At 66.7% G+C, this 22317-nt stretch carries 20 protein-coding genes; 17 read left to right on the forward strand and 3 right to left on the reverse strand.

The genetic code is table 11. The annotated features are described in order from the left end of the window. Positions 1-66 precede the first annotated feature (66 nt). The 5 genes from leuC to asd all read left to right on the forward strand — a co-directional run bounded on the left by leuC (position 67) and on the right by asd (position 4705). A complete protein-coding gene (leuC, locus tag WT26_RS24690; protein WP_059732008.1) occupies positions 67-1476 on the forward strand; it encodes a 3-isopropylmalate dehydratase large subunit in 1410 nt (469 codons plus the stop codon). 11 nt (positions 1477-1487) lie between these two features. Then, the gene (gene leuD / locus WT26_RS24695) at positions 1488-2138 is read left to right on the forward strand and encodes a 3-isopropylmalate dehydratase small subunit (RefSeq protein WP_059521407.1); all 651 of its coding nucleotides are present in this window, start codon (positions 1488-1490) and stop codon (positions 2136-2138) included. A 79-nt stretch (positions 2139-2217) separates the two neighbouring features. Further along, positions 2218-3285, forward strand: a complete 1068-nt coding sequence (gene leuB / locus WT26_RS24700; protein ID WP_069274190.1) for a 3-isopropylmalate dehydrogenase — start codon at positions 2218-2220, stop codon at positions 3283-3285. A 97-nt stretch (positions 3286-3382) separates the two neighbouring features. Next, complete coding sequence (locus WT26_RS24705; RefSeq protein WP_021158720.1) at positions 3383-3502, forward strand: hypothetical protein; 120 nt, start codon at positions 3383-3385, stop codon at positions 3500-3502. 81 nt (positions 3503-3583) lie between these two features. Then, on the forward strand, positions 3584-4705 hold the full coding sequence (asd, locus tag WT26_RS24710) for an aspartate-semialdehyde dehydrogenase (protein ID WP_027791140.1): 1122 nt from the start codon (positions 3584-3586) through the stop codon (positions 4703-4705). A gap of 106 nt (positions 4706-4811) precedes the next feature. On the opposite strand, the gene flgE is transcribed toward asd, so the two are convergent. Continuing rightward, complete coding sequence (flgE, locus tag WT26_RS24715) at positions 4812-6062, reverse strand: flagellar hook protein FlgE (RefSeq protein WP_069274191.1); 1251 nt, start codon at positions 6060-6062, stop codon at positions 4812-4814. Between the two features lie 917 nt (positions 6063-6979). On the opposite strand from flgE, the gene WT26_RS24720 reads away from it, so the two are divergent. From WT26_RS24720 to WT26_RS24775, 12 genes are all read left to right on the forward strand, one after another. Further along, positions 6980-9010, forward strand: coding sequence for a FimV/HubP family polar landmark protein (locus WT26_RS24720; RefSeq protein WP_069274192.1), 2031 nt, complete (start codon positions 6980-6982; stop codon positions 9008-9010). Next, entirely contained in the window at positions 9010-9822 is an 813-nt protein-coding gene (gene truA / locus WT26_RS24725) for a tRNA pseudouridine(38-40) synthase TruA (RefSeq protein WP_027791143.1), read from the forward strand. The genes WT26_RS24720 and truA overlap by 1 nt, the downstream gene beginning before the upstream one ends. Beyond that, on the forward strand, positions 9819-10511 hold the full coding sequence (locus WT26_RS24730; protein ID WP_069274193.1) for a phosphoribosylanthranilate isomerase: 693 nt from the start codon (positions 9819-9821) through the stop codon (positions 10509-10511). Before truA ends, WT26_RS24730 begins: the two co-directional genes overlap by 4 nt. A gap of 55 nt (positions 10512-10566) precedes the next feature. Then, the gene (gene trpB / locus WT26_RS24735; protein ID WP_059521402.1) at positions 10567-11760 is read left to right on the forward strand and encodes a tryptophan synthase subunit beta; all 1194 of its coding nucleotides are present in this window, start codon (positions 10567-10569) and stop codon (positions 11758-11760) included. Between the two features lie 9 nt (positions 11761-11769). Beyond that, positions 11770-12621: a DNA-methyltransferase gene (locus WT26_RS24740; RefSeq protein ID WP_059905095.1), complete on the forward strand. Its 852-nt coding sequence runs from the start codon at positions 11770-11772 to the stop codon at positions 12619-12621. Between the two features lie 87 nt (positions 12622-12708). Next, complete coding sequence (gene trpA, locus WT26_RS24745) at positions 12709-13524, forward strand: tryptophan synthase subunit alpha (RefSeq protein ID WP_027791147.1); 816 nt, start codon at positions 12709-12711, stop codon at positions 13522-13524. Between the two features lie 64 nt (positions 13525-13588). Further along, a complete protein-coding gene (gene accD, locus WT26_RS24750) occupies positions 13589-14461 on the forward strand; it encodes an acetyl-CoA carboxylase, carboxyltransferase subunit beta (RefSeq protein ID WP_059521400.1) in 873 nt (290 codons plus the stop codon). Positions 14462-14561: 100 nt separating this feature from the next. Next, positions 14562-15872, forward strand: coding sequence for a bifunctional tetrahydrofolate synthase/dihydrofolate synthase (gene folC / locus WT26_RS24755; protein WP_059665552.1), 1311 nt, complete (start codon positions 14562-14564; stop codon positions 15870-15872). Between the two features lie 29 nt (positions 15873-15901). Next, positions 15902-16738: an SPOR domain-containing protein gene (locus WT26_RS24760; protein WP_059905099.1), complete on the forward strand. Its 837-nt coding sequence runs from the start codon at positions 15902-15904 to the stop codon at positions 16736-16738. Positions 16739-16744: 6 nt separating this feature from the next. Further along, the gene (locus WT26_RS24765) at positions 16745-17239 is read left to right on the forward strand and encodes a CvpA family protein (RefSeq protein ID WP_027782633.1); all 495 of its coding nucleotides are present in this window, start codon (positions 16745-16747) and stop codon (positions 17237-17239) included. 51 nt (positions 17240-17290) lie between these two features. Continuing rightward, positions 17291-18823, forward strand: coding sequence for an amidophosphoribosyltransferase (gene purF, locus WT26_RS24770; protein ID WP_021158732.1), 1533 nt, complete (start codon positions 17291-17293; stop codon positions 18821-18823). Between the two features lie 245 nt (positions 18824-19068). Then, entirely contained in the window at positions 19069-20259 is a 1191-nt protein-coding gene (locus WT26_RS24775; RefSeq protein WP_069274194.1) for an O-succinylhomoserine sulfhydrylase, read from the forward strand. A 55-nt stretch (positions 20260-20314) separates the two neighbouring features. On the opposite strand, the gene WT26_RS24780 is transcribed toward WT26_RS24775, so the two are convergent. Both WT26_RS24780 and gmd read right to left on the reverse strand, forming a co-directional pair. Further along, positions 20315-21223 carry an NAD-dependent epimerase/dehydratase family protein gene (locus tag WT26_RS24780; RefSeq protein WP_231130533.1) on the reverse strand — a complete coding sequence of 303 codons (909 nt, stop codon included), beginning with the start codon at positions 21221-21223 and terminating at the stop codon, positions 20315-20317. A gap of 37 nt (positions 21224-21260) precedes the next feature. Further along, complete coding sequence (gmd, locus tag WT26_RS24785; protein ID WP_069274195.1) at positions 21261-22310, reverse strand: GDP-mannose 4,6-dehydratase; 1050 nt, start codon at positions 22308-22310, stop codon at positions 21261-21263. Positions 22311-22317 lie beyond the last annotated feature (7 nt).

The raw sequence follows: 22317 nt of genomic DNA on the forward strand, positions 1-22317 counted from the left end.
GCGCGATCTGCGTGGCATAATCGACCGCATCCGCAAGGCTTGTAGTCACAACGACCCCGCATACCCATGGCACAGACTCTCTACGACAAACTGTGGAACACCCACGTGGTCCACACCGAGGAAGACGGCACGACTTTGCTCTACATCGACCGTCAGCTGCTGCATGAAGTCACGAGCCCGCAGGCATTCGAAGGGCTGAAGATGGCGCAGCGTCCTGTGTGGCGCATCAGCGCGAACCTGGCCGTGTCGGACCACAACGTGCCGACCACCGATCGCAGCCACGGCATCGCCGATCCCGTCTCGAAGCTGCAGGTCGACACGCTCGACGCGAACTGCGATGCGTTCGGCATCACGCAGTTCAAGATGAACGACGTGCGCCAGGGCATCGTCCACATCATCGGGCCGGAGCAGGGCGCGACGCTGCCGGGCATGACGATCGTGTGCGGCGATTCGCATACGTCGACGCACGGTGCGTTCGGCGCGCTCGCGCACGGCATCGGCACGTCGGAAGTCGAGCACGTGCTCGCCACGCAAACCCTGCTGCAGAAGAAGAGCAAGAACATGCTCGTGAAGGTCGAGGGTGCGCTGCCGCGCGGCTGTACCGCGAAGGACATCGTGCTCGCGATCATCGGCAAGATCGGCACGGCCGGCGGCACGGGCTACGCGATCGAATTCGGCGGCTCGACGATCCGCGCGCTGACGATGGAAGGCCGCATGACCGTCTGCAACATGGCGATCGAAGCCGGCGCGCGCGCGGGCATGGTCGCGGTGGACGACACGACCATCGATTACCTGAAGGGCCGTCCGTTCGTGCCGACCGGTGCGGAATGGGATCAGGCCGTCGAATACTGGCGTCAGTTCAAGTCGGACGAAGGCGCGCAGTTCGATCGCGTGGTCGAGCTGAACGCGGCCGAGATCGTGCCGCAGGTCACGTGGGGCACGTCGCCTGAAATGGTCACGTCGATCGACGGTCGCGTGCCCGATCCCGAACGCGAGAAGGATCCGGTCAAGCGCGACGCGATGGAGCGTGCGCTGGCCTACATGGCGCTCGAGCCGAACACGCCGATCGAGTCGATCAAGGTCGACAAGATCTTCATCGGTTCGTGCACGAACGCGCGCATCGAGGACATCCGCGCAGCCGCGTACGTCGTGAAGAAACTGAACCGTCGTGTCGCGTCGAACGTGCGGCTCGCGATGGTCGTGCCGGGTTCGGGCCTCGTGAAGGCACAGGCCGAGCGCGAAGGGCTCGACAAGGTGTTCACGGATGCCGGCTTCGAATGGCGCGAGCCGGGCTGCTCGATGTGCCTCGCGATGAACGCGGACCGGCTGGATCCGGGCGAGCGCTGCGCGTCGACGTCGAACCGCAACTTCGAAGGCCGGCAGGGCGCGGGCGGTCGCACGCACCTCGTGAGCCCCGCGATGGCGGCGGCCGCGGCGATCGAAGGTCATTTCGTCGATATTCGCCAGCTGGGGTAACGGGACGGATCATGGAAAAATTCACTGTGCATACCGGCGTCGTGGCGCCGCTCGATCGCGAGAACGTCGACACCGACGCGATCATCCCGAAGCAGTTCCTGAAGTCGATCAAGCGCACGGGCTTCGGTCCGAACGCGTTCGACGAATGGCGTTACCTCGATCACGGCGAGCCGGGCCAGGACAACTCGAAGCGTCCGCTGAATCCCGATTTCGTGCTGAACCAGCCGCGCTACCAGGGCGCATCCTTGCTGCTCGCGCGCAAGAACTTCGGCTGCGGCAGCTCGCGCGAGCACGCACCGTGGGCGCTGCAGCAGTACGGCTTCCGCGCGATCATCGCGCCGAGCTTCGCGGACATCTTCTTCAACAACTGCTACAAGAACGGGCTGTTGCCGATCGTGCTGACCGAGCAGCAGGTCGATCACCTGTTCAACGAGACGGTGGCGTTCAACGGTTTTCAACTGACGATCGACCTCGACGCACAGGTCGTGCGTGCGGGCGACGGCCGCGAGTATCCGTTCGAGATCACCGCGTTCCGCAAGTACTGCCTGCTGAACGGCTTCGACGACATCGGCCTCACGCTGCGCCACGCGGACAAGATTCGCCAGTTCGAGGCCGAGCGCCTCGTGAAGCAGCCGTGGCTCGACACCAAGCTGGTCGGCTGATCGAGCCTTTCGGGCGGGCGCGCCGAAGGCGCGTTCGCCGGCCTGCCTCCATAAAAACCTACCCAGTCAGGAATTTCGCATGAAGATTGCAGTGCTGCCCGGCGACGGCATCGGTCCGGAAATCGTCAATGAAGCGGTGAAGGTGCTGAACGCACTCGACGAGACGTTCGAACTCGAACAGGCGCCGGTCGGCGGCGCGGGCTACGAGGCAAGCGGTCATCCGCTGCCGGAGGCGACGCTGAAACTCGCGAAGGAAGCCGACGCGATCCTGTTCGGCGCCGTGGGCGACTGGAAGTACGACTCGCTCGAGCGCGCGCTGCGCCCCGAGCAGGCGATCCTCGGGCTGCGCAAGCATCTCGAGCTGTTCGCGAACTTCCGCCCGGCGATCTGCTACCCGCAGCTCGTCGACGCATCGCCGCTGAAGCCGGAACTGGTCGCGGGCCTCGACATCCTGATCGTGCGCGAACTGAACGGCGACATCTACTTCGGCCAGCCGCGCGGCGTGCGTGCCGCGCCGGACGGCCCGTTCGCGGGCGAACGCGAAGGCTTCGACACGATGCGCTATTCGGAACCGGAAGTGCGTCGCATCGCGCACGTCGCGTTCCAGGCGGCCCGCAAGCGCGCGAAGAAGCTGCTGTCGGTCGACAAGGCGAACGTGCTCGAAACGTCGCAGTTCTGGCGCGACATCATGATCGACGTGTCGAAGGAGTACGCGGACGTCGAGCTGTCGCACATGTACGTCGACAACGCGGCGATGCAGCTCGCGAAGGCGCCGAAGCAGTTCGACGTGATCGTCACCGGCAACATGTTCGGCGACATCCTCTCGGATGAAGCGTCGATGCTGACGGGCTCGATCGGCATGCTGCCGTCGGCGTCGCTCGACAAGAACAACAAGGGCCTGTACGAACCGTCGCACGGTTCGGCGCCGGACATCGCGGGCAAGGGCATCGCGAACCCGCTCGCGACGATCCTGTCGGCCGCGATGATGCTGCGTTACTCGCTGAATCGTGTGGAGCAGGCCGATCGCATCGAGCGCGCGGTGAAAACGGTGCTCGAACAGGGCTACCGCACGGGCGACATCGCGACGCCGGGCGGCCGGCAGGTCGGCACGACGGCGATGGGCGACGCGGTGGTCGCGGCGCTGTAAGAAGGCGGTAAAGGGTGCGAACGCGGCCGTGAAAAAACGGCCGGTTCGCGCGCGGTTGGCCGTTGTGCGGGCAACCGGCTTTGTGTAGACTCGAACGATGGCGCAAATTTCCCTGATCTCCCCGGTCTTGAAACTCCACGGCAACATTGCCCGTGCGGGTGCGCGCGCCATCGTCATCACGAAAACCATTACCACGAAAACGATCATTAAACGCTGATCGTCCGTCGTGCCCGCCTATTTCCCCGCGCGGTCACACCGGGGACGGAAATGGCGGGGAAGCTCCATCAAAGGGTTAGTCATGAACGTAGGTCTCGTAGGTTGGCGCGGCATGGTCGGCAGCGTCCTGATGCAGCGCATGCAGGAAGAGGGCGATTTCGACCTGATCGAACCGGTGTTTTTCAGCACCAGCAACACGGGCGGCAAAGCGCCGTCGTTCGCGAAAAACGAGACTACGCTCAAGGACGCGACCAACGTCGACGAGCTGAAGAAGTGCGACGTGATCATCACGTGCCAGGGCGGCGACTACACGAACGACGTGTTCCCGAAGCTGCGCGCAGCGGGCTGGAACGGCTACTGGATCGATGCGGCCTCGTCGCTGCGGATGAAGGACGACGCGGTCATCATCCTCGATCCGGTCAACCTCGACGTGATCAAGGACGCGCTCGTCAAGGGCACGAAGAACTTCATCGGCGGCAACTGCACGGTCAGCCTGATGCTGATGGCGCTCGGCGGCCTGTTCCGCGAGAACCTCGTCGACTGGATGACGGCGATGACCTACCAGGCCGCATCGGGCGCGGGCGCGCAGAACATGCGCGAACTGCTGTCGCAGATGGGCACGCTGAACGGCGCGGTGAAGGAGCAGCTCGCCGATCCGGCATCCGCGATCCTCGACATCGACCGCCGCGTGCTGGCCGCGATGAACAGCGATGCGATGCCGACCAGCAACTTCGGCGTGCCGCTCGCCGGCTCGCTGATCCCGTGGATCGACAAGGATCTCGGCAACGGGATGTCGAAGGAAGAGTGGAAGGGCGGCGCGGAAACCAACAAGATCCTCGGCAAGCCGGCGATGGGCGAGCCGGGTTCGATCCCGGTCGACGGCCTGTGCGTGCGGATCGGCGCAATGCGCTGCCACTCGCAGGCACTGACGATCAAGCTGAACAAGGACGTGCCGCTCGACGAGATCAACGGCATCCTCGCGTCGGCGAACGACTGGGTGAAGGTCGTGCCGAACGAGCGTGAAGCGTCGATGCGCGACCTGTCGCCGGCGAACGTCACGGGCACGCTGACGGTGCCGGTCGGCCGCCTGCGCAAGCTCGCGATGGGCGGCGAATACCTGTCCGCGTTCACGGTCGGCGACCAGCTGCTGTGGGGTGCGGCCGAGCCGCTGCGCCGCATGCTGCGCATCCTGCTCGACAAGTAAGCCCGAAAGGGGCATTCGGCCCGCGGGACGAATGGTCCACGCAACAAGCGCGCCGCGCCGGCCTTGACGCTATCAAGGCTGGCGCGGCGCGTTTTTCATGTGCGCGTCAGCGCATGTTCAGCAGCGTCTGGTCGACGGTCTGCTGGGTCTTGATCGTCTGCGCATTGGCCTGGTAATCGCGCTGCGCCTTGATCAGGTTCACGAGCTCGGACGTCAGGTCGACGTTCGAGTTTTCCAGCGCACTGCCCTGCAGCGTGCCGTGATTCGTGCTGCCCGGCGCGGAGATCTGCGGCACGCCCGACGCGGCGGTTTCCGCGTACTGATTGCCGCCGATGTTCTCGAGCCCGTTCGGGTTGTTGAAGTTCGCGAGCGCGATCTGGCCGAGCACCGCGCTCTGGCCGTTCGAGTAGTTGCCGGTGAGCTTGCCGTCGGTGCCGATCGAGAACGTCGTCAGCGTGCCGCTCGCGAAGCCGTCCTGTGCGAGGTTGGTCACGCCGCTCTTTCCGCCGAACTGCGTCGTACCGCCCAGGTCGAGCGTCAGCTTCTGCGGCGTCAGGGAGCCGCCGGTGGCCGGGATCGTGAACTGGAACTGGCCGGTCGAGCCGGTGACGGGCGCGACCGGCGTCGTGCTCGCGATCTGGCCCGATGTGTCGAACGTGACGGTGCCGAGATTCGTCGGCGTCTGGCCCTGCACGCCCGCGTAGGCCTGCCAGGTGCCGGCCGGCGCCGGCGCCCCGCTCTTCACGAAATACATGTCGACCTGTTGCGCGCCGCCGAGCGTGTCGTAGACCTGGATCGACGTCTTGTAGTTGTACGTCGTGTTGTCGTTCGGGTCGAACGGCGTCTTGGCCGGCACCTTGTCCTGCGAATTCAGGTTGAACTGGCCGGTGATCTTGGTCGTCGCGGTCGGGGCGATGTTGGTGGTCGGCGCCTGCAGCGGCACGGTCGCCGCCGTATTGATCGCGCCGCCCGCGGTCGCGTTGTAGCCCATCAGGTTGCGGTTTTGCGAATCGACGATGGCGCCGCTCTTGTCGCGGTGGAAGACGCCGTCACGCGAATACGTCGTCACGCCGTTGTTCGACATCTGGAAGAAGCCGTTGCCGTTGATCGCAATGTCGAGCGACGACTTCGTCGTGTTGATCGTCCCCTGGCCGAACTGCTGATTGATCGACGCGAGCCGGGTGCCGATGCCGATCTGCGTGTTGGTCGACGTCGCAACCGAATTCGCGTACATGTCGGCGAAGTTCGCGCGACCCTGCTTGAAGCCGACCGTGTTTGCGTTCGCGATGTTGTTGCCGATCACGTCGAGATGGTTCGCCGCGCCGGCCAACCCGCTCAAACCCTGTTGATAGCCCATGTTCGATCCCCGTAACGAGCTGGTAAAGGAATGCAGTCGCGCGACTGCACGGTAAAACTCCCTGAAATCTCGTCGCGTCAGTCCGGCCGATCGGAATGGTCGAATTGCGCTGATTCTTATTTGCGGTTGATCGTAGCGATGATCGTTCTCGAATTTGTGTAAATTTGTGTAATGCGGGTGAATAGCAAACGAAAGGTCGATTTTTGAGGGGGCTGGGGGCGCTCTGATGGGCTTGTGAGCCTTGCTGGGCGGGAGATTTGATGGGACGAATGGTCAATTCGTCGATTAGATGGAAGAATTGACTTCTTATCGATCGATTGAAATTATTTTGAATGTGATTTGGATGCGGGGGCTGGATTTATTTGAATTTTCTGCCTTGATTTCATTAACGGCAGGCGCGGCGAATTATTGATGGTGGAGATGACACTTTGTTCTCGGGCTGCGGGTTTTCGCCGGCGGTTTGGGGGCGGCGCCGGTCGCGCGCGAAATGCCCGGCGCAAAAACGTGAAAGCCCCGAACCGCTTGCGCGGCCGGGGCTTTCTTGCATCGATTCCTTTGGCACGAGGAGAGGATGCGTCGCGAAGTATAAGCCGGTGGATTCGTTCCCGGCAGGAGGTTAATGTAGGGGGTTGCCGCAATTGCCGAGGTTTTGTTTGCGAACCGGGCGGGGCGGCCCCGATTGGCCGCCGGACCGTGCGGGCGCCGCCTGAAACGCCGCGTGCGTGCGGGCCGGTGCGCAGCAACCGGGGACGAATTCGGCCCGAACCCGATCACGTGAAGTAAACTACGCGGTTACGACGCACAGACCCGCCGAAAGCGTCGCGTTCAACGCGACGCTTTTGCATTTCTGCGGCAACTTTATTGACGCTTTCAACCGCGAATCCGAGCCGTGCCCACGCGCGGCGATAGAGCCAACGATGTCCCGAATTTCCTTGTTTCCGCGTCAGTCCCGTCTGTCGCGCGCCGTGCGTGGCGCGCTGGCGATTCTGGCGCTCGGCGCCGTCGCGCCGGCCTGGGCGGCCGGCGCCAGCGACACCGCGGCGACCGCTGCTGGCGCTGCCGCGCCGCTCACGATCACGGTCCAGTCCGGCCAGTCGCTGAACGACATCGCGAAAGCGGCCACGCAGTCGCGCGATCCCGGTGTGCTCGCGCGCGCTGGCCGCGCGCTGTTCGACGCCAATCCGCAGGCGTTCATGAAGCACGACGCGAGCCGCCTGAAAGTCGGTGCGACGCTGACCGTGCCCGCGCTCGATGCGACAGGCGCGGCGATCGCGTCCGGCGCGTCGGCGGCTTCCGTGACGACGGCGGCGTCCGCCGGCGCGGCGTCCGCGCCGCATCCCGCTTCGGCGGCGCATGCGGCGTCGGCGGTGCAGGGCGCGCCCGCGGCATCCGCCGTTCATCCGGCGCAGACGAGCGACGCGCATGCTGCGGCGGCAACCGCAGGCGCGTCGGCTGCCGTCGGCGCGTCCGGGCCCGGCGCCGAGCCTGCGGCGCAGCAGGCCGGCGCGAGCGGGCCGCACGTGTGGAGCGGCTCGATCCAGGCTGCGCCGTCGTCTGCCAGCGAAGCGGTTGCGCCGTCGACGCCGGGCGTTCCGGCGGCCGGCTCGCATGCCGCCCCGGGCGCGGCGCCGGTGGCGGCCGCGTCGCAGGCGCGTCCGTCCAGTCTGCAGCAGTTGCTCGCACTGAAGAATCGCGTGCTGATGGAACTGCAGAAACACGGGATCGGCAAGCCGGCCGCAACCGGCGCGGCGGCCGACGCGGGGCGTCCGCAGGCGCCGTCCGCGCCGCGGCCGGCGGCCGGCGACGCAGGCGCGTCCGCCGCTGCGCCGGGAGCCAGCGAGGCCGCGGCGACCGGCGGCGCGGCAAGCGCGGCGCAACCGCAGACGCCGCCGGTGCGTCCGGTGACGACGACCGGCGCGGCCGCGCGGGTCGACTGGCGCCCCGTTGCCGCGGCCGGCGCGGCAGCGGCGCTGCTGGTGGCCGGCTTCATGTGGCGCAAGCGCCGCAACGCGCGGCGCGGCGCTGCCGAGGCGGCTTCCGGCGCCGACGACGTGAAGCCGTCGGTCGTGGAGGAGTTGCCGATCCAGCCCGAGACGCCGGTGTCGCGCGATGCGGCAGCCGACGTGCATCTGGCGGCCGCGACCGCGGAGGCGGTGGAGACTGGGGAGGCGCACGAAGCCCACGATGCTCAGGTGGCGTTGCCGTCCGCCGAGCCTGGCCATGTCGATTCCACGCCGCACGAGCACGACGCGGGCGAGGTGGCGGAAGCGGTGGACGCCGGCCACGACAAGCAGCAGCCGGCCGACACCCTGGTCGACGCCCCGGCCGACAAGCCGCTCGAAGCGCCTGCCCACGCACCGGCTGACGCGCCGGCCGCCCCGACGGCGGACACGCACCAAGCGCTCATGCAGAGCGCGATCGCCGCGCTCGACAGTCTCGACATGCCGCTGCCGCCGCGCATGCCGGACGAAGCGTCGCTGTCGACGACCGAACCGGCCCCGAAGGCAGGGCTTTTTGTCGACGACAAGGGCGCAACTAACGGTCAATCCGCCTCGCGCCCGCCGGTTGGCGCTGGCGATCAGACCCCGGAACAACTTGCCGAGCAGGAAGAAGAGCCGGAATGGGACGGCGGCGCGACCCTGCACGGCCGTTCGGGCGCGACGTCCTCGGCGCCCGCGTTCGCACCGCTCGGCGGCGCGCAGTTCGGCGCGCTGAAGCTCGACTTCGATCTGGACCTGCCGTCGACGCCGGGCGCCGCGTTGCCGGCGCTGACACCGGACGAGCTTGCCCGCATCGCGCGCAACAAGCTCGACCTCGCGACCGAATACGTCGAGCTGGGCGACCTGTCCGGCGCACGGACGCTGCTGCAGGAAGTGGTCGACGCGAACGACACCGCGACGCGCGACGATGCGCGTGCGCTGCTCGCGAAACTGGCGGACGAGGTGTGATGCGGATCGCGCTCGGCATTCAGTACGACGGCGCGGCGTTCTGCGGCTGGCAGGCGCAGCCGCACGGCAAGACCGTGCAGGATCGGCTCGAGCACGCGTTGGCGGAGTTCGCGCGCGTGCCGCTGCATACGACGGTGGCCGGGCGGACCGATACGGGCGTGCACGGGCTCGGGCAGGTCGTGCATTTCGATACCGACCTGGATCGCGAGGTGTTCTCGTGGGTGCGCGGAACCAACGCGTTCCTGCCGCCGACCGTGGCGGTGCAGTGGGCGAAGCCGATGCCGGAGACGTTTCACGCGCGTTTCTCGGCGTTCGAGCGCACCTATTACTACGCGCTGTACGTGCATCCCGTGCGCTCGCCGATGCTGGCGGGGCGCGCGGGCTGGATCCATACGCCGCTCGACGACGACGCGATGCGCGCCGCCGCCGCGCACCTGATCGGCGAGCACGACTTCTCGTCGTTCCGGTCGTCGGAATGCCAGTCGAAGACGCCGGTCAAACACCTGTACCAGATCGACGTGCGGCGCGTGGGCCATTTCATTCATTTCCGGTTCCGCGCCAACGCGTTCCTGCACCACATGGTGCGCAACCTGATGGGCTGCCTCGTCGCGGTCGGTCGCGGCCGCTATCCGGCCGACTGGCTGGCCGACGTGCTGGCCGGGCGCGACCGCAATCTCGCGGCACCCACGTTCATGGCCGACGGGCTGTACCTCGCCCACGTCGGCTACCCGGCGGAATTCGCCGTCCCGCCCGCGCAGCTCGGCAGCGTGCCGTGGAGCAGCGTCTGGGCCGATCTGGATCCACAACCATGACCGACACCGCGCGCTCTTCCGATCCCGCCGCCGCGCCGCCGCGCACGCGTATCAAGCTGTGCGGGCTGTCGCGCCCCGAGGACGTGCTGCACGCGGCGGCGCTCGGCGCCGACGCGATCGGTCTCGTGTTCTACCCGAAGAGCCCGCGGGCGGTGACGATCGCGCAGGCGGCCGAGCTGGCGCGCCTCGCGCCGCCGTTCGTGTCGGTGGTCGGGCTGTTCGTGAATGCGACCGAAGCCGAGATCGAGGCCGTCGTGCGCGACGTGCCGCTCACGCTGCTGCAGTTCCATGGCGACGAGACGCCGGGGCAGTGCGACGCGCTCGGTCGCGCGGCACGCCTGCCGTGGTTGCGCGCGGTGCGCGTCGGCCCCTCGACGCAATCGGCCGATTTGGTAGAATCGGGGCTTCATTATTCGAAAGCGCGCGGCCTCCTGTTCGACACCCTGGTGCCGGATTACGGCGGTAGCGGCAAGGTCTTCGATTGGTCTCTTATTCCCGCAGAGCTCGCGCATCGGGCCGTTTTGAGTGGTGGCTTGAGCGCGCAAAACGTCGGTGATGCGATTCGCCAGTTGCGCCCGTTTGCTGTCGATGTCTCGAGTGGCATCGAAGTGGAGGGCGCGAAGGGCGTGAAGGATCATGCCCGGATGGCGGCGTTCGTACGCGCGGTGCGCGAAGCGGACGCCGGGTGATGCAAGCCGGCGCGGCCCCGAACGCGGGGCGCCCCGACCGATCGAGAGAGACACCATGTACAACCTTCCTGATGACCGCGGCCACTTCGGCCCGTATGGCGGCGTGTTCGTCGCCGAGACGCTGATTCACGCGCTGGACGAACTGCGCGCGGCGTATGAACAATTCCAGAACGATCCCGATTTCGTCGCCGAATTCGAGCGCGAGCTGAAGCATTTCGTCGGCCGCCCGTCGCCGATCTATCACGCGCAGCGCTGGAGCGAGACGCTCGGCGGCGCGCAGATCTACCTGAAGCGCGAGGACCTGAACCACACGGGCGCGCACAAGATCAACAACGTGATCGGCCAGGCGCTGCTCGCGAAGCGCATGGGCAAGAAGCGCGTGATCGCCGAGACGGGCGCCGGCCAGCACGGCGTCGCGACCGCGACGATCTGCGCCCGCTTCGGGATGGAGTGCGTCGTCTACATGGGCTCGGAAGACGTGCGCCGCCAGGCCGCGAACGTCTACCGGATGAAGCTGCTCGGGGCGACGGTCGTGCCGGTCGAATCGGGCTCGCGCACGCTGAAGGACGCGCTGAACGAAGCGATGCGCGACTGGGTCACGAACATCGAAAGCACGTTCTACATCATCGGCACGGTCGCGGGCCCGCACCCGTACCCGATGATGGTGCGCGACTTCCAGCGCGTGATCGGCGACGAGTGCAAGGTGCAGATGCCCGAGCTCGCGGGCCGGCAGCCGGACGCGGTGATCGCCTGCGTCGGCGGCGGCTCGAACGCGATGGGCATCTTCTATCCGTACATCGACGACACGTCGGTGCAGCTGATCGGCGTCGAAGCAGCCGGCGACGGCCTCGACACGGGTCATCACGCGGCGTCGCTGATCGCCGGCAGCCCGGGCGTGCTGCACGGCAACCGTACCTACCTGCTGCAGGACGACAACGGCCAGATCATCGAGACGCATTCGGTGTCGGCGGGCCTCGACTATCCGGGCGTCGGCCCCGAGCACGCATGGCTGAAGGACAGCGGCCGCGCGCAGTACGTCGGTATTACCGACGAGGAAGCGCTGAAGGCGTTCCACGACTGCTGCCGGATCGAGGGGATCATTCCCGCGCTCGAGTCGAGCCACGCGATCGCGTATGGCGTGAAGCTCGCACCGACGTTGCCGAAGGACAAGATCCTGCTCGTCAACCTGTCGGGCCGCGGCGACAAGGACATGCACACGGTCGCCGAGCGATCGGGCATCGAGCTCTGACCCCGACCGATGCGTGACCTGATCGAAGAACCGGGCGGCGGTGCCGCGAGCGAGGCGGGGGCGGTTCAGCCCGCCGTCGCCGTGCCGCGCGCGCTGCCGTCCGGGATCGAACTGCACAACCGCGATTTCCTGACCGATGCCGCGCACCTGCCGGACGCGTCGATCGACCTGATCGTCGCCGATCCGCCGTACGGGCTCGGCAAGGACTACGGCAACGACTCGGACAAGCGTTCGGGCGACGATTTTCTCGCGTGGACGCGCGAGTGGCTCGAGCTCGCGATTCCGAAGCTGAAGCCGAGCGGGTCGATGTACATCTTCTGCACGTGGCAGTACGCGCCGGAAATCTTCAGTTTCCTGAAGACGCAGCTCACGATGGTCAACGAGATCATCTGGGACCGACGCGTGCCGAGCATGGGCGGCACGACGCGCCGTTTCACGTCGGTGCACGACAACATCGGCTTTTTCGCGGTTTCCAGGGCGTATTACTTCGATCTCGATCCGGTCCGCATCCCGTACGACGCCGACACGAAGAAGGCCCGCTCGCGCAAGCTGTTCGAAGGCAGCAAGTGGCTGGAGATGGGCTACAACCCGAAGGACGTCTGGTCGGTCTCGCGCCTGCACCGGCAGCACGCGGAGCGCGTCGATCATCCGACCCAGAAGCCGCTGGAAATCATCGAGCGGATGGTGCTCGCGAGCTGCCCGCCGGGCGGCCGCGTGCTCGATCCGTTCATGGGCAGCGGCACGACCGCGGTGGCCTGCGCACGGCAGGGGCGCGACTTCGTCGGCTATGAGATCAACGAAAGCTATTGTGCGATCGCGCACGAGCGCGTGAGCGCGCTCGCTGCGCCGGCGTGCGCGTGAATCGCGCCGCCGCCTCGCCGAACGCTACTTTGTATGGGATCGAATCAGCGCGCAAGCGCTGACTCCGATCGACACAGGAAAATTGCCATGTCCCGTATTCAGCAGACCTTCGCCGCGCTCGCCGAACAAGGCCGTAAGGGCCTGATCCCGTTCATCACGGCCGGCGACCCCGATCCCGCGAAAACCGTCGAATTCATGCATGCGCTCGCCGAAGGCGGCGCGGACGTGATCGAACTCGGCGTGCCGTTCTCGGACCCGATGGCCGACGGCCCCGTGATCCAGCGCTCGTCGGAGCGCGCGCTCGCGCGCGGCGTCACGCTGAAAAGCGTGCTCGCCGACGTGAAGCGCTTTCGCGAAACCGACCCCAAAACGCCCGTCGTGCTGATGGGTTATGCGAACCCGATCGAGCGGATGGGCGTCGACGCGTTCGCGGCCGAAGCGCAGGCGGCCGGTGTCGACGGCGTGCTCGTCGTCGACTATCCGCCGGAAGAGGCGGGCGTGTTCGCCGAGAAGATGCGCGCCGCGCAGATCGATCCGATCTTCCTGCTCGCACCCACGTCGACCGACGAACGCATCGCCGACGTCGGCAAGATCGCGAGCGGCTACGTGTATTACGTGTCGCTCAAGGGCGTGACCGGCGCAGGAAATCTGGATGTTTCGAGCATTGCGGGTAAAATCCCGGCCATCAAGTCGCGCGTGCCGGTTCCGGTCGGCGTCGGCTTCGGTATCCGCGACGCCGAAACGGCGCGCGCGGTGGCCGAGGTGTCGGACGCGGTCGTGATCGGCAGCCGCCTCGTGCAGCTGCTCGAAAGCGCTGCGCCGGAGGGTGCCGCCGCCGCGCTGAAGACTTTCATCGCCGAGCTGCGCGCCGCCCTGGACGGCGCGGGCAAGACGGCGCGATAAACACAACACAGGAAGCGGGAACGGGCCATGCGGCCCGGCCCGCCACGGAACAGGAAACCATACGATGAGCTGGCTCGACAAACTGTTGCCGCCGAAGATCAAGCAGACCGACCCGAAAAGCCGCAAGGGCATTCCGGAAGGCCTGTGGGTCAAGTGCCCGTCCTGCGAGGCCGTGCTGTACCGCAACGACGTGGACGCGAACCTCCACGTGTGCCCGAAGTGCGATCACCACATGCGCATCGGCGCGCGTGAGCGCCTCGACGGGCTGCTCGATCCGGAAGGCCGCTATGAAATCGGCCAGGAAATCGTGCCGGTCGACACGCTGAAGTTCAAGGACAGCCGCAAGTATCCCGATCGTCTGAAGGAAGCGATGGACGACACGGGCGAGACCGATGCGATGGTCGTGATGGGCGGTGCGATCCACACGCTGCCGGTGGTCGCGGCCTGCTTCGAGTTCTCGTTCATGGGCGGCTCGATGGGCTCGGTGGTCGGCGAGCGCTTCGCACGCGGCGCGCAGAACGCGCTCGAACAGCAGGTGCCGTTCATCTGCTTCACCGCTTCGGGCGGTGCACGGATGCAGGAAAGCCTGCTGTCGCTGATGCAGATGGCGAAAACCACCGCGATGCTGACCAAGCTGGCCGAAGCGAAGCTGCCGTTCATTTCGGTGCTGACCGACCCGACGATGGGCGGCGTGTCGGCGAGCTTTGCATTCCTCGGCGACGTCGTGATCGCCGAACCGAAGGCGCTGATCGGCTTTGCCGGCCCGCGCGTGATCGAGCAGACGGTCCGCGAGAAGCTGCCGGAAGGCTTCCAGCGCGCCGAATTCCTGCTGAAGACGGGCGCGATCGACATGATCGTCGACCGTCGCAAGATGCGCGACGAAATCGCGCAGTTGCTCGCGCTGCTGCAGCGACAGCCGGCCGACGCGCTGGCCTGACCGGCGCAAGGTTGTGAACTCTGCGCGTCGCCTGGCTCCAGCGTCAGGCGGCGCGCTTCGTTTTTTGGCGTAGTGGCGGTACCGATCCAGATTTGATCCGATGAGCACTTTTCCCACTCTCGACGCGTGGCTTTCGCATCTCGAACGCGCGCACCCGGTCGGCATCGACATGGGCCTGACCCGCATCGGGCAGGTCAAGGCGGCGCTGCAGCTCGATTTCGCATGCCCCGTCATCACCGTCGGCGGCACGAACGGCAAGGGATCGACGTGCGCGTTCCTCGAGACGATCCTCGTCCGCGCGGGCTACAAGGTCGGCTGCCATACGTCGCCGCATCTGCTCGAATTCAACGAGCGCGCGCGCGTGAACGGGCAGAACGTCACCGATGACGAACTGCTGCCGCACTTCGAGGCCGTCGAAGCTGCGCGCACGTCGCTGCCCGAGCCCGTGTCGCTCACGTACTTCGAATTCACGACGCTCGCGATCCTGCACCTGTTCGCGTCGCGCGGGCTCGACGCGGTGATCCTCGAAGTCGGCCTGGGCGGGCGGCTCGACGCGGTCAACATCATCGATACCGATTGCGCGATCGTCACGAGCATCGACATCGACCACACCGAATACCTCGGCGACACGCGCGAGAAGATCGCGTTCGAGAAGGCCGGGATCTTCCGTGCCGGCAAGCCGGCGATCTGCGGCGATCCGGCCGCGCCGCAAACGCTGATCGACCACGCGGAAGCGATCGGCGCCGACCTGTGGCTCGTCGGCCGCGATTTCCGCTACGAGGCGCAGGCCGGCGCGGAGCGCCAGCAGTGGAGCTACCTCGGTCGCGAGAAGCGCTATCCGGCGCTCGCGTATCCGGCGCTGCGCGGCGCGAATCAGCTGATCAATGCCTCGGCCGCGCTCGCCGCGCTCGAGGCGCTGCGCCCGGTGCTGCCGGTGTCGGCGCAGGACATCCGGCTCGGCCTCGCGAACGTCGAGCTGCCGGGGCGCTTCCAGGTGCTGCCGGGCAAGCCCGCGATCGTGCTCGACGTCGCGCACAACCCGCATGCCTCGGCCGTGCTCGAGCAGAACCTCGGCAACATGGGTTTCTTCCCGTACACGTACGCGGTGTTCGGCGCGATGCACGACAAGGACATCGACGGCGTGCTGCAGCACCTGAAGGGCGAGATCGACCACTGGTGCGTGACCGACCTGCCGCTGCCGCGTGCGGCCACCGCCGAGCAGCTCGAAGCCGCGCTGCGCAAGGCCGGCGTGGAGGAGGGGCCCGATTCGAGCGTCACGCGTTACACGTCGCCCGCCGAAGCGTTTCGCGATGCACTAAAAAGAGCATCCGAGAATGATAGAATCGTGGTTTTCGGCAGTTTCCATACGGTTGCCGGCGTGCTGGCCTACCGTAAATCGCAGCAACACTGACTGACGGGCAGTTTCGGACTCAGCCATTCATGGGAATTTTCTCGTTCGGCAAGAAAGACGACGACGCGCCCCCGCGGCGCGGCGGTCGCACCGGGGCCTCCCGGAACGTGCGCACGGAGCGCACTGAACGCGTCGAGCGACGCTCGCGCCGCACCGAGCGTCCGGAATCGGACGCACTGCTCCTCGATCCGACCCTTCCAGAAAAGCAACGTGCGCGCCGTCGCCTCGTCGGCGCGATCGCGCTCGTCGTCGCCGCCGTGATCGTGCTGCCGATGGTGCTCGATTCGCACCCGAAGCCGGTGACGGACGACATCGCGATCGACATCCCGAACCGGCCCGCGCATCAGGCGGTCGCGCCGCGCGACGACGATGCGTCCGACGTGCAGGCCGGCGTCGCGCATGACGAACCGCCGGCATCCGACACGGCCGTTGCGGCCGCACCGGCGCCCGCGCCGAAGGATGCCGCCAAGCCGGCCGCGAAACCCGATACCACGACCACGGCGAGCGTGACGCCGCCGAAGCCCGCGCCGAAACCGGCTGCGCCCGCGGCGAAGCCGGCTGCGCCGAAGCCCGCCCCCGCGGCCGTCGCGAATGCCGACGCCGCGAGCCCGGACAGCGGCGACGCGTCGTCGCCGTCGTCGCCGGCCGGTGCGCGCTTCGCGGTGCAGCTCGGGTCGTTCAAGGACGACGCGACGGCCCGTTCATGGGCCACCAAGTTGAAATCGGCGGGCGTGCCCGCATATGTCGAGCATCGCAAGCAGTCGGATGGCAGCACAGCTACACTCTTGCGTGCAGGCCCGTTCGCGGATCGCGCGGCGGCTTCCGCCGCGATCGCGAAGGTGCGCGAAGCCGGTCTGACGCAGTAACGCACGATGCTGACGGCTTTCGACTACGCTGTATTGGCGGTGATCGTGTTGTCGGCGCTGCGCGGTGCGTGGCGCGGCTTCGTATCCGAGATATTCGGGCTGATCGGCTGGATCGCGGCGATCGTGATCGCGGGCCGCTACGTCGGATTGGTCGTACCGTATATTCCGGCGAACTGGCCGGGCGGTGCGCTGACGCAGTGGGTGATCGCCTTCGCGTTGCTGGTGATCGGCGTGGTGCTGGTCGCCGGCGTCGCCAACGCGCTGCTGTCGCGGATCGCGCAGGCCAGTGGCCTGGGCGGCGTCGACCGCTCGCTGGGCATGATGTTCGGGCTCGTCCGCGGCTGCGTGCTGGTGGTGCTGCTGGTCGCGGCGGCCGGGCTGACCGAACTGCCCAAACAGGATTTCTGGCGCAATGCGCTATTGCGTCCTTTCGCCGAACAGGGCGTGCACGAGCTGAAGCAGCTCCTGCCCGACGGCATGGCCCAGTACGTACGCGTGTGACGACGCGGCCGGGCAGGACGGAACCGATTTTGTCATTCTGAAGGACATGCCATGTGCGGCATCGTAGGCGTTATCTCCCAATCCCCGGTCAACCAGCTGATCTATGACAGCCTGCTGCTGCTGCAGCATCGCGGTCAGGACGCGGCGGGCATCGCGACGGCGGACGGCAGCAATTTCCACATGTACAAGGCGAACGGCATGGTGCGCGACGTGTTCCGCACGCGCAACATGCGCAGCCTGCCCGGCACCTACGGCATCGGCCAGGTGCGCTACCCGACCGCCGGCTCGGCGTCGAGCGAAGCCGAGGCGCAACCGTTCTACGTGAACGCGCCGTTCGGGATCATCCTCGCGCACAACGGCAACCTGACGAACTGGCAGCAACTGAAGGACGAGATGTTCCGGATCGACCGCCGGCACATCAACACCAATTCCGACAGCGAAGTGCTGCTCAACGTGTTCGCGCACGAGCTGCAACTGTCGACCACGGGCCTCGAGCTCGACCCGGCGTCGGTGTTCAAGGCCGTCTCGGGCGTACATCGCCGCCTGCAGGGTTCGTACGCGATCGTGTCGCTGATCGCCGGCTACGGCCTGCTCGCGTTCCGCGACCCGTTCGGCATCCGCCCGCTCTGCATCGGCAAGCTCGAGACCGAGCACGGTACCGAATGGATGGTCGCGTCGGAGTCGGTGGCCGTCGAAGGCATCGGCTTCGAATTCGTGCGCGACCTGGAGCCGGGCGAAGCGATCTTCATCGACAAGGCCGGCAACTTCCACAGCCAGCAGTGCGCGGAGAACCCGACGCTGAACCCGTGCATGTTCGAATACGTGTACCTCGCGCGTCCGGATTCGTGCCTCGACGGCGTGCCGGTCTACAACGTGCGCCTGCGCATGGGCGACTATCTCGCCGAGAAGATCAAGCGCGAACTGCCGAACGTGCCGATCGACGTCGTGATGCCGATTCCCGATTCGTCGCGCCCGGCGGCGATGCAGGTCGCCGCGAAGCTCGGCGTCGAGTACCGCGAAGGCTTCTTCAAGAACCGCTACGTCGGCCGCACCTTCATCATGCCGGGGCAGGCCGTGCGCAAGAAGTCGGTGCGCCAGAAGCTCAACGCGATGAGCATCGAGTTCAAGGACAAGAACGTGCTGATCGTCGACGATTCGATCGTGCGCGGCACGACCTCGCACGAGATCGTGCAGATGGCGCGCGATGCGGGCGCGAAGTCGGTGATCTTCGCGTCGGCGGCGCCGCCCGTGAAGTTCCCGAACGTGTACGGCATCGACATGCCGACGCGCGGCGAACTCGTCGCACACGGCCGCACCGATGAAGACGTCGCGAAGATCATCGGCGCCGACCACCTGATCTACCAGGACGTCGACGACCTGCGCCGCGCGGTGCGCGACATCAACCCGAAGCTCGAACGCTTCGAGGCGTCGTGCTTCGACGGCAACTACATCACCGGCGACGTGACGCCCGAGTATCTCGATGCGATCGAGCGCGCGCGCCTCACGCCGGCATCGCAGGCCGATCGCGACACGGCCGGCGACACCGAGCGCTCGCAGATGAACCTGCAGCTGTCGGTCGAGTGACACCGGCGCACGCTTTTGACGAAGCGTGATAGGATGTGGCCTTGCGTCGATTTGATATCAGCTTGCGGACGCGGGGCGACTTCCCAAAACAGCTAAAGCGAAGGCCGGTGGCAACCGGCCCGAGTCGATCGCTGTCGTACCGCACCGAAGCCCGCTGATGCCGACGCATAGCGGGCTTTTTGTTTTGGCCTGGACTTGACCGGATTCGCGCCTCGCGCGCGACCATCGAATACGGAAAACGGAACATGGACGACTCCCTCAACTTCGACACGCTTGCCGTGCGCGCGGGCACGCTGCGCAGCGACTTCAACGAGCATTCGGAAGCGCTGTTCCTCACGTCGAGCTTCTGCTTCCAGAGCGCGGCCGACGCGGCCGAGCGCTTCGCGAATTCGGAAGACTACTTCACCTATTCGCGCTTCACGAACCCGACCGTCACCATGTTCCAGGAGCGCCTCGCGGCGCTCGAAGGCGGCGAGGCCTGCATCGCGACGGCATCCGGGATGGCCGCGATCATGTCGGCCGTGATGGCCGCGCTGCAGGCCGGCGACCACCTCGTCAGCTCGCGCAGCCTGTTCGGCTCGACGCTCGGGATGTTCTCGCAGATCTTCAGCAAGTTCGGGATCACGACGACCTTCGTCGACCCGACCGACCTGAACGCGTGGAAGGAAGCCGTGCGTCCGGAAACGAAGATGTTCTTCCTCGAGACGCCGTCGAACCCGCTGACCGAACTCGCCGACATCGAGGCGATCGGCAAGATCGCGAAGGCATCGAACGCGCTGTTCGTCGTCGACAACTGTTTCTGCAGCCCGGTGCTGCAGCAGCCGCTGAAGCTCGGCGCGGATGTCGTGATGCACTCGGCGACGAAATTCCTCGACGGCCAGGGCCGCGTGCTCGGCGGCGCGCTGGTCGGCTCGAAGGAATTCATCATGGGCAAGGTGTTCCCGTTCGTGCGCAGCGCGGGCCCGACGCTGTCGGCGTTCAATGCGTGGGTGCTGCTGAAGGGGATGGAGACGCTGTCGCTGCGCGTCGAGAAGCAATCGACGAACGCGCTGGAGATCGCGCGCTGGCTCGATTCGCATCCGGCCGTCGCGCGCGTGTTTCATCCGGGCCTGGAATCGCACCCGCAGCACGAACTCGCGAAGCGTCAGCAGAAGGCGGGCGGGGCGATCCTGTCGTTCGAGCTGAAGGGCGACACGCCCGAACAGCAGCGCGCGAATGCATGGCGCGTGATCGACAACACGAAACTGATCTCGATCACCGGCAACCTCGGCGACACGCGTACGACCATCACGCATCCGGCGACCACCACGCACGGCCGCATCACGCCGGAGGCGCGCGCGGCAGCGGGGATCAGCGAAGGGCTGATCCGGCTCGCGGTCGGTCTCGAAGACGCGACGGACTTGCGCCGCGATCTCGCGCGCGGGCTGGAAGGCTGAGCGCGGCACGCGGCGTGGCGGGCGGTTGACGACGCTCGCCACCCGCCGGAACGTGTCAGCCGTGCGCGGCCTGCGCGCCGCGCATCGCCTCCACCATCCACCGCAGCGTGTCGTCGAGCGGCGTGACGGGCAGCTCGCCCACCGCGCGCCGCAGCTTGTCGCGCGACCCGGACAGGCTCTTCACCTCGTTGTGCCGCACGAAACGCGGATCGATCGTCACGTCGATCACGTATCCGGCGATACGCGACAGCATCGCCAGCACTTCCTTCAGCGAATACGCGCGCTCCGAGCACACGTTGAACGTCTCGCCGGCCGGCGCGGCTTCGACCAGCTTCAGGTACGCGGCCGTCACGTCGCGCACGTCGGAGAAATCGCGGCTCACGTCGAGGTTGCCGAGCGAGATCCGCGGGGCGTTGCGCGCGTAGTGCGCGACGAGCTTCGGCAGCAGGTACGCATCGCTCTGGCCGACCCCCGTGTAGTTGAACGGCCGCGCGATCACGATCGGCAGCCGGTCGGCCCACAGTTTCGCCGCGTATTCCATCGCGAGCTTGCTGACCGCATAGTCGTTCGCTGGGGCGGGGGCGACGGTTTCGTCGAGCACGCCGGCCGTCGAATTGCCGTAGATGTTCGCGCTGCTGGCGAGCAGCACGGCCGACGGGCGGCGGTCGAGGCCCGCGAGTGCGGCCAGCAGGTTGCGGGTGCCGACGATGTTGACCGCGTAGGTTTGCGACGGCTCGTCCTGCGCGACATGCGCGCGCGCGGCGAGATGCACGACCGCATCGGGCCGGGCGTCGGCGGCCGCCGCGCGCAGCGCCTGCGCGTCGAGCAGGTCGACGGGCAGCAGCGTGCAGTGCGCGAAGGCCGGATCGTCGGGGCGTGCCGCGCCGGGCGCGACCGTGCCCCAGACCTCATAGCCGGCCGCTTCGAGGCGTTGCGCCATGTAGCGGCCCGTGAAGCCTGTCAGGCCCGTGACGAACGCACGGCGCGACGGGCGTCAGGCTTCAGAACGTGTCATGGTGTTGATTCCGCGTCAAATCGGCTTCGACCATCATCTGGCAAAGTTGTTCGAGCGTCGTCTTCGGTTCCCAGCCGAGCTTGGACCTGGCCTTGTCGGCGCAGCCGATCAGCAGGTCGACCTCGGCAGGGCGGTAGAACTTCGGATTCACTTCCACGAGCACGTTGCCGTTCGACGCGTCGAGGCCGCGTTCCTGTTCGCCCTTGCCGGTCCATTCGATCTGGTAGCCGGCCGCCGCGAACGCCATCCGCACGAAATCGCGTACGGTCTCGGTGCGGTTGGTCGCGAGCACGTAGGTATCGGGTTCGTCGGCCTGCAGCATGCGCCACATGCCTTCGACGTATTCGAGTGCAAAACCCCAGTCGCGCTTCGCGTCGAGGTTGCCGAGCTCGAGGCGGGTCGCCTTGCCGAGCCTGATCTTCGCGATGGTGTCGGTGATCTTGCGCGTGACGAACTCGCGGCCGCGCAGCGGCGATTCGTGGTTGAACAGGATGCCGCTGCTGCCGAACAGGCCGTACGACTCGCGGTAGTTCACCGTCATCCAGTGCGCGTACAGCTTCGCGACGCCGTACGGGCTGCGCGGATAGAACGAAGTCGCTTCCGTCTGCGGGATCGACTGCACCTTGCCGAACATCTCCGACGTCGACGCCTGGTAGAAACGCGTCGTCGGGCTCACGACGCGAATCGCCTCGAGCAGGTTCAACGGACCCAGGCCGGTCACTTCGGCGGTCGTCGCCGGCTGGTCGAACGACACGCCGACGAAGCTCTGCGCGGCGAGGTTGTACAGCTCGTCGGGCTGCGTGCGTTCGAGCAGGCGCAGGCTCGAGCCGGCGTCGGTCAGGTCGTGTTCGACGAGCGTGAGGTTCGGGTGCGTGTCGACGCCGAGCTCGGCGATGCGCCAGAAATTCACCGAGCTGGTGCGGCGATAGGTGCCCGTGACCTCGTAGCCCTTGTCGAGCAGCAGCTTGGTCAGGTAAGCGCCGTCTTGCCCCGAGATCCCGGTGATGATGGCCTTCTTCTTGCGAGTTTGGCTCATGACGTTG

The organism is Burkholderia cepacia (assembly GCF_001718835.1).
GTDB lineage: Bacteria > Pseudomonadota > Gammaproteobacteria > Burkholderiales > Burkholderiaceae > Burkholderia > Burkholderia cepacia_F.

Bases quoted from the DNA above. Each gene is read 5' to 3' on its own strand.
- leuC (WP_059732008.1), top strand. From the start codon at position 67: ATGGCACAGACTCTCTACGACAAACTGTGGAACACCCACGTGGTCCAC.
- leuD (WP_059521407.1), top strand. From the start codon at position 1,488: ATGGAAAAATTCACTGTGCATACCGGCGTCGTGGCGCCGCTCGATCGC.
- leuB (WP_069274190.1), top strand. From the start codon at position 2,218: ATGAAGATTGCAGTGCTGCCCGGCGACGGCATCGGTCCGGAAATCGTC.
- WT26_RS24705 (WP_021158720.1), top strand. From the start codon at position 3,383: ATGGCGCAAATTTCCCTGATCTCCCCGGTCTTGAAACTCCACGGCAAC.
- asd (WP_027791140.1), top strand. From the start codon at position 3,584: ATGAACGTAGGTCTCGTAGGTTGGCGCGGCATGGTCGGCAGCGTCCTG.
- flgE (WP_069274191.1), bottom strand. From the start codon at position 6,062: ATGGGCTATCAACAGGGTTTGAGCGGGTTGGCCGGCGCGGCGAACCAT.
- WT26_RS24720 (WP_069274192.1), top strand. From the start codon at position 6,980: ATGTCCCGAATTTCCTTGTTTCCGCGTCAGTCCCGTCTGTCGCGCGCC.
- truA (WP_027791143.1), top strand. From the start codon at position 9,010: ATGCGGATCGCGCTCGGCATTCAGTACGACGGCGCGGCGTTCTGCGGC.
- WT26_RS24730 (WP_069274193.1), top strand. From the start codon at position 9,819: ATGACCGACACCGCGCGCTCTTCCGATCCCGCCGCCGCGCCGCCGCGC.
- trpB (WP_059521402.1), top strand. From the start codon at position 10,567: ATGTACAACCTTCCTGATGACCGCGGCCACTTCGGCCCGTATGGCGGC.
- WT26_RS24740 (WP_059905095.1), top strand. From the start codon at position 11,770: ATGCGTGACCTGATCGAAGAACCGGGCGGCGGTGCCGCGAGCGAGGCG.
- trpA (WP_027791147.1), top strand. From the start codon at position 12,709: ATGTCCCGTATTCAGCAGACCTTCGCCGCGCTCGCCGAACAAGGCCGT.
- accD (WP_059521400.1), top strand. From the start codon at position 13,589: ATGAGCTGGCTCGACAAACTGTTGCCGCCGAAGATCAAGCAGACCGAC.
- folC (WP_059665552.1), top strand. From the start codon at position 14,562: ATGAGCACTTTTCCCACTCTCGACGCGTGGCTTTCGCATCTCGAACGC.
- WT26_RS24760 (WP_059905099.1), top strand. From the start codon at position 15,902: ATGGGAATTTTCTCGTTCGGCAAGAAAGACGACGACGCGCCCCCGCGG.
- WT26_RS24765 (WP_027782633.1), top strand. From the start codon at position 16,745: ATGCTGACGGCTTTCGACTACGCTGTATTGGCGGTGATCGTGTTGTCG.
- purF (WP_021158732.1), top strand. From the start codon at position 17,291: ATGTGCGGCATCGTAGGCGTTATCTCCCAATCCCCGGTCAACCAGCTG.
- WT26_RS24775 (WP_069274194.1), top strand. From the start codon at position 19,069: ATGGACGACTCCCTCAACTTCGACACGCTTGCCGTGCGCGCGGGCACG.
- gmd (WP_069274195.1), bottom strand. From the start codon at position 22,310: ATGAGCCAAACTCGCAAGAAGAAGGCCATCATCACCGGGATCTCGGGG.